This window comes from Rubellimicrobium aerolatum (genome assembly GCF_017872975.1).
Lineage (GTDB): Bacteria > Pseudomonadota > Alphaproteobacteria > Rhodobacterales > Rhodobacteraceae > Rubellimicrobium > Rubellimicrobium aerolatum.
Genome location: NZ_JAGGJP010000042.1, coordinates 1 through 4,752, shown reverse-complemented (window position 1 = coordinate 4,752; position 4,752 = coordinate 1). Strand labels below are relative to the sequence as shown.

The 4,752-nt window shown below is 73.1% G+C and carries 3 protein-coding genes; all 3 read right to left on the bottom strand.

Annotated elements, in window-relative coordinates; translation table 11 throughout:
• Positions 1–31: 31 nt before the first annotated feature.
• Positions 32–841, bottom strand: coding sequence for a 5-deoxy-glucuronate isomerase (gene iolB / locus J2Z33_RS17905; RefSeq protein ID WP_209843593.1), 810 nt, complete (start codon positions 839–841; stop codon positions 32–34).
• Between the two features lie 116 nt (positions 842–957).
• A complete protein-coding gene (iolD, locus tag J2Z33_RS17900) occupies positions 958–2,808 on the bottom strand; it encodes a 3D-(3,5/4)-trihydroxycyclohexane-1,2-dione acylhydrolase (decyclizing) (RefSeq protein WP_209843590.1) in 1,851 nt (616 codons plus the stop codon).
• A 2-nt stretch (positions 2,809–2,810) separates the two neighbouring features.
• On the bottom strand, positions 2,811–4,752 hold a 1,942-nt coding region (locus tag J2Z33_RS17895), incomplete at its 5' end, for a bifunctional 5-dehydro-2-deoxygluconokinase/5-dehydro-2-deoxyphosphogluconate aldolase (protein ID WP_245218976.1).

Sequence of the window (4,752 nt, the reverse complement as noted above, 5' to 3'; positions counted from 1 at the left end):
CGGGTGGCCCGCAGGGAGAGCCCGGCGGTCCTCACCCTGCGTCGCGCTTTGCGATCCAGTCGTGATCGGGGTCGTTCTGGAAGCGCCACTGGCGGCGGGGTCCGGCCATGACGTTGAGGTAGTAGAGCTCGTAGCCGTAGGGGGCGGCGCAGGGGTGGTGGCCTCTGGGGACGAGGGTGACGTCGTGGTTGCGGACCGTCATGGTCTCGTCGAGGGCGCCGTCCTCGGTGTAGACGCGCTGGATCCCGAAGCCCTGGGGCGGGTTCAGCCGCATGTAGTAGGTCTCCTCCAGGTAGGTCATGCGGGGGAAGTCGTCCTCGTCGTGGCGGTGGGAGGGGTAGGAGGACCAGTGCCCCGCGGGGGTGAAGACCTCCGTCACCAGGAGCGCGTCGGCCACGTCGCGCGCCTCCATGGCGATGTTGTTGACGTGGCGGGTGTTGGTGCCCTGACCCCGTGGCGTCAGCTCGATCCCCTCGGGGCCGAGGCGCTGGGCGGGGTGGCGGCCCTTCCCCGGCGCCGCGCAGACGGCGAGCGTGCAGGGGGTGGTGGCAGTGGCCTCCCATTCGGTCCCGTTCGGGAGGTAGAGGCAATGCGGGGGCGTCTTCTCGAACACGTCCAGGCGCTCGCCCATCTCGCCCCAGTCCCGGCCCGCGCCTCGGATGTGCGCCTTGCCCTCGACGAGGACGAGGATGACCTCGGTGCCGCCGGTGGCCTCGCGGGCCGTCTCGCCCGCGCGCAGGCGGTGGAGGCCGAAGCCCACGTAGCCCCAGCCGGCGGAGGCGGGCGTCACGTCGTGGACCTTGCCGGTCTCGCCGGCGGGGTGGATCAGGAGCTTCGCCATCATCTCTCCTTGGGATGGCCCGAGCCGGCTTGCCTGCCGCCTCGGGCGATCGTGCTGCGTTCCGGGCCGGGGACGCGGAGCGCCCCCGATCGGTGGCGCCCCCGATCGGCGGCGCCTCAGTCGAAGCGTTGGCGCGCGGCGGAGGCCTCGTAGGCCTCGCGCGCGGCGCGCAGGCGGGGCGTGGCGCCCACGGCGGGCACCGCCACGTCCCACCAGGCGCCACCGATGCCGGCCCCGGTCAGCGCCTCGGTGTCGATCACGATCACGCTCGGACCTTTGCGGCCGCGCGCGGCGGCGAGCTCGGCCTCCAGGCCCGCGAGGTCGGCGGCCTTGACGGCCGTCGCCCCCATGGACGCCGCGTGCGCCACGAAGTCGATGGCGGGCTGCACCTCGATGTTGGAGTCCTTGTACATGTTGTTGAACTCGGCCCCCCCGCACTCCTGCTGGAGGCGGTTGATGCAGCCGTAGCCGCGGTTGTCGGTCAGCACCACGGTGAAGGGCACCTCCATCATGACGGCCGTGGCCAGCTCGGAGTTGGCCATCATGTAGCTGCCGTCGCCCACGAAGCAGATCACCTCCCTTTGGGGCTCGGCCAGCGCGATCCCCAGCGCGCCCGCCACCTCGTAGCCCATGCAGGAGAAGCCGTACTCCATGTGGTAGCCGTTCGGAGCGGACCGCCACAGGATCTGGAGCGCGCCCGGCATGGTGCCGGCGGCGCACATCACCACCGTGTCCGCTCCCGCGTGCCGCTGCACCGCGCCGATCACCTGCGCGTCGGAGGGCAGGTGGTTGGGGCCCTCCCCTTGGGGGGCGGCCGTCACGGCGTCCGTGGCCGCGAACCAGGCCTCGCGCGAAGCGACGTCCGGGTCGGCGAAGCGGTGCCCCGACAGGGCAGTTGACAGACGCTCCAGCGCGACCTTGGCGTCCGCCACAAGGGGCAGAGCCCCGTGCTTCTGGGCGTCGTAGCCCGCGAGGTTGATCGACACGAGCCGGCGGCCGGGGTGGGCGAAGGCCGTCCAGGAGCCGGTGGTGAAGTCCTGGAAGCGCGTGCCCACGCCCAGGATCAGGTCGGCCTCGGCGCAGAGACGGTTGGCGCAGTCGCTGCCCGTCACGCCCGGCGAGCCGAAGTTCAGCGGCACCCGCCAGTCGAGCGCGCCCTTGCCGGCCTGCGTCTCGACCACGGGGATGGCGTGCGCCTCGGCGAAGGCCAGAAGCTCGGCCTCGGCCCCCGAGTAGAGCACGCCCCCGCCCGCGACGATCACGGGTCGGCGGGCGGCGCGCAGCGCCTGCGCCACCTCGGCCAGCTCGCGCGGGTCGGGCTCGGGCCGGCGGATGCGCCAGACCTTGGGCGTGAAGAACGCCTCCGGCCAGTCCCAGGCCTCGGCCTGCACGTCCTGGCAGAAGGCCAGGCACACGGGCCCGCAGGCGGCCGGGTCGGTCATCACCTGCATCGCGCGCGGCAGCGCGGTCAGCAGGTGCTCGGGCCGGGCGATGCGGTCGAAGTAGCGCACCACGGGCCGGAAGCAGTCGTTGGCCGAGATCGTGCCGTCCTCGAAGTCCTCCACCTGCTGGAGCACCGGGTCGGGGCGGCGGCTGGCGAAGACGTCGCCGGGGATCAGGAGCACCGGCAGGCGGTTGACGTGCGCCAGCGCCGCGGCCGTGACCATGTTGAGCGCGCCCGGCCCGATGGAGGAGGTCACGGCCATCGCGCGGCGGCGGCGCTTCTGCTTGGCGTAGGCGATGGCCGCGTGCGCCATGGTCTGCTCGTTCTGGCCCCGCCAGGTGGGCAGCGCCTCGCCGATGCCGTGCAGCGCCTCGCCGATCCCCGCCACGTTGCCGTGCCCGAAGATGGCCCAGCAGCCCTCGATGAAGCGCTCGCCACCTTCCGTCATCTGCACCGACAGCCAGCGCATCATCGCCTGCGCCGCCGTCAGCCTCACGGTGTCCTGCCCCATCGGTCCTGCCATGCTCATGCCTCCTGCGGGGTCATCCGCCCCGCCTCCTCGGGGGCCCCGGACCGGGCCTCCCGTCGTGCCGCGTCCCAGACCGCGCACAGCCCCGCGAAGCGCCGGCGCATCTCCTCGACGGCGTCCGCGTCGCCCAGCTCGCCCGTCATCCAGGCCCGCGCCACCGACCCGAAGATCGTGCGCCCCACCGCGAAGCCCTTCACCAGCGGCTGGCGGGCGGCGAGCGCGAAGCTCTGGGCCAGCTCGGCGGCGGGGGCGTCGAGGCCGAGGACGACGACGCCGCGCACATGCGGGTCGTGGGCCAGGATGGCGTCGCAGGCGGCCTGCCACGCCCCTTCCGTCTTGAAGGGCTCGACCTTCCACCAGTCGGGATGGAGGCCGAGGGCGTAGACGCGCTCGATGATGCGGGCGGTGGTCGTGTCATCCACGGGGCCGACCCTGGAGGGGATCACCTCCAGGAGCACCTCGAGCCGGTTGCGTCGGGCGCTCGCGAAGAGGCGGGTGAGCGTGGCCTCCTGCTCGGCCCACATCCGCGCGTCGTCGTCGGGGTGGCAGAAGCACAGAACCTTGACCACGTGCTCCAAGGGCCATTCGGAGAGGCCGCCGACGTCGGGGCCGAGCTCGGGCTCCAGCGCCAGCGGGCGGGAGCCGGGCCACTCCACGGGCCGGCCGATCCAGAGCCCCGTTCCGGCGGCCGCGTGCAGCGCGTCGCGGCCCAGGCGGTTGTCGCACAGGATGCCAAAGCCCCCCTGCCCGCCCGCCACCGCCTGCGCGGCCTGCAGGCACAGGAGCTTGAAGGCGCCGATCCGCTCGGGCGTGGCGCCCGCCATCTCCTCCAGCTGGCTGCGGTGGTCGAAGGCGAAGACGCGCATGGTGTCCCAAAGCCCGTGGCGGTTGGTGGACCAGTGGATCTGCTCCAGCGCCGCGTCGTGGCGCAGGTCGGGGCGCTGGACGCCGCGCGCGAGGAAGAACTCCAGCTCCTCCAGCGACGGATAGGCGGGCGTGCAGCCGTGGCGCGAGACGGCAAGCGCGCCGCAGGCGTTGGCATACCGGAGCGCCACCGGCCAGGGCGCGTCGTCGAGCCAGCCCTTCAGGAGCCCCGACATGAAGCCGTCGCCCGCGCCCAGCACGTTGAACACCTCGATGGGGAAGCCCGGCCCCGTCTCGCCGTCGTCCAGGGCGTCGGGAATGGCGCCGGTGAAGGCCACCGCGCCGGCCGCGCCCCGCTTGCACACCAGGGTCGCGGCCGAGACGGCGCGCACGGCGCGCAAGGCCGCCACCGTGTCGGTGGTGCCGCCCGCGATGTGGAACTCCTCCTCCGTGCCCACGATCAGGTCGAAGAGGGGCAGGTGCGCCTGCAGCTTGGCGGTGACGGCGGCCGACTCGATGAAGCGGCTCTCGCCCGCGCCGTGGCCCGCCAGCCCCCACAGGTTCGGACGGTAGTCGATGTCGAGCGCGCATCGAGCGCCGGCCTCGCGGGCGAGCCGCAGCGCCTTGAGGACGGCGGCCTCGGTGCGCGGGTGCGACAGATGCGTCCCCGTCGCGACCACCGAGCGCGCCTCGGCGATGAAGGACGGATCGATGTCGTCCTCGCACAGCGCCATGTCGGCGCAGTCGGCGCGGTAGAAGATCAAGGGGAAGGACTCGCGGTCGCGGATGCCCAGGATCACCAAGGCCGTCAACCGCTCGGGGTCGGTTGCCACGCCCCGCACGTCCACCCCCTCGCGCGCCAGCTCCTCGCGCACGAAGCGCCCCATGTGCTCGTCGCCCACCCGCGTGATGAGCGCCGAGCGCAGCCCCAGACGCGCCGTGCCCGCCGCCATGTTGGTCGGGCTGCCCCCGATGTACTTGCCGAACGACCCCATGTCCTCCAGCCGGCCGCCCACCTGCACCCCATACAGGTCCACGGACGAGCGGCCAATCGTGATGACGTCAAGAGGCTTG

Excerpts from the sequence above, each read along its gene's own strand:
- iolB (WP_209843593.1), bottom strand. The coding sequence starts at position 841 with ATGGCGAAGCTCCTGATCCACCCCGCCGGCGAGACCGGCAAGGTCCAC.
- iolD (WP_209843590.1), bottom strand. The coding sequence starts at position 2,808 with ATGGCAGGACCGATGGGGCAGGACACCGTGAGGCTGACGGCGGCGCAG.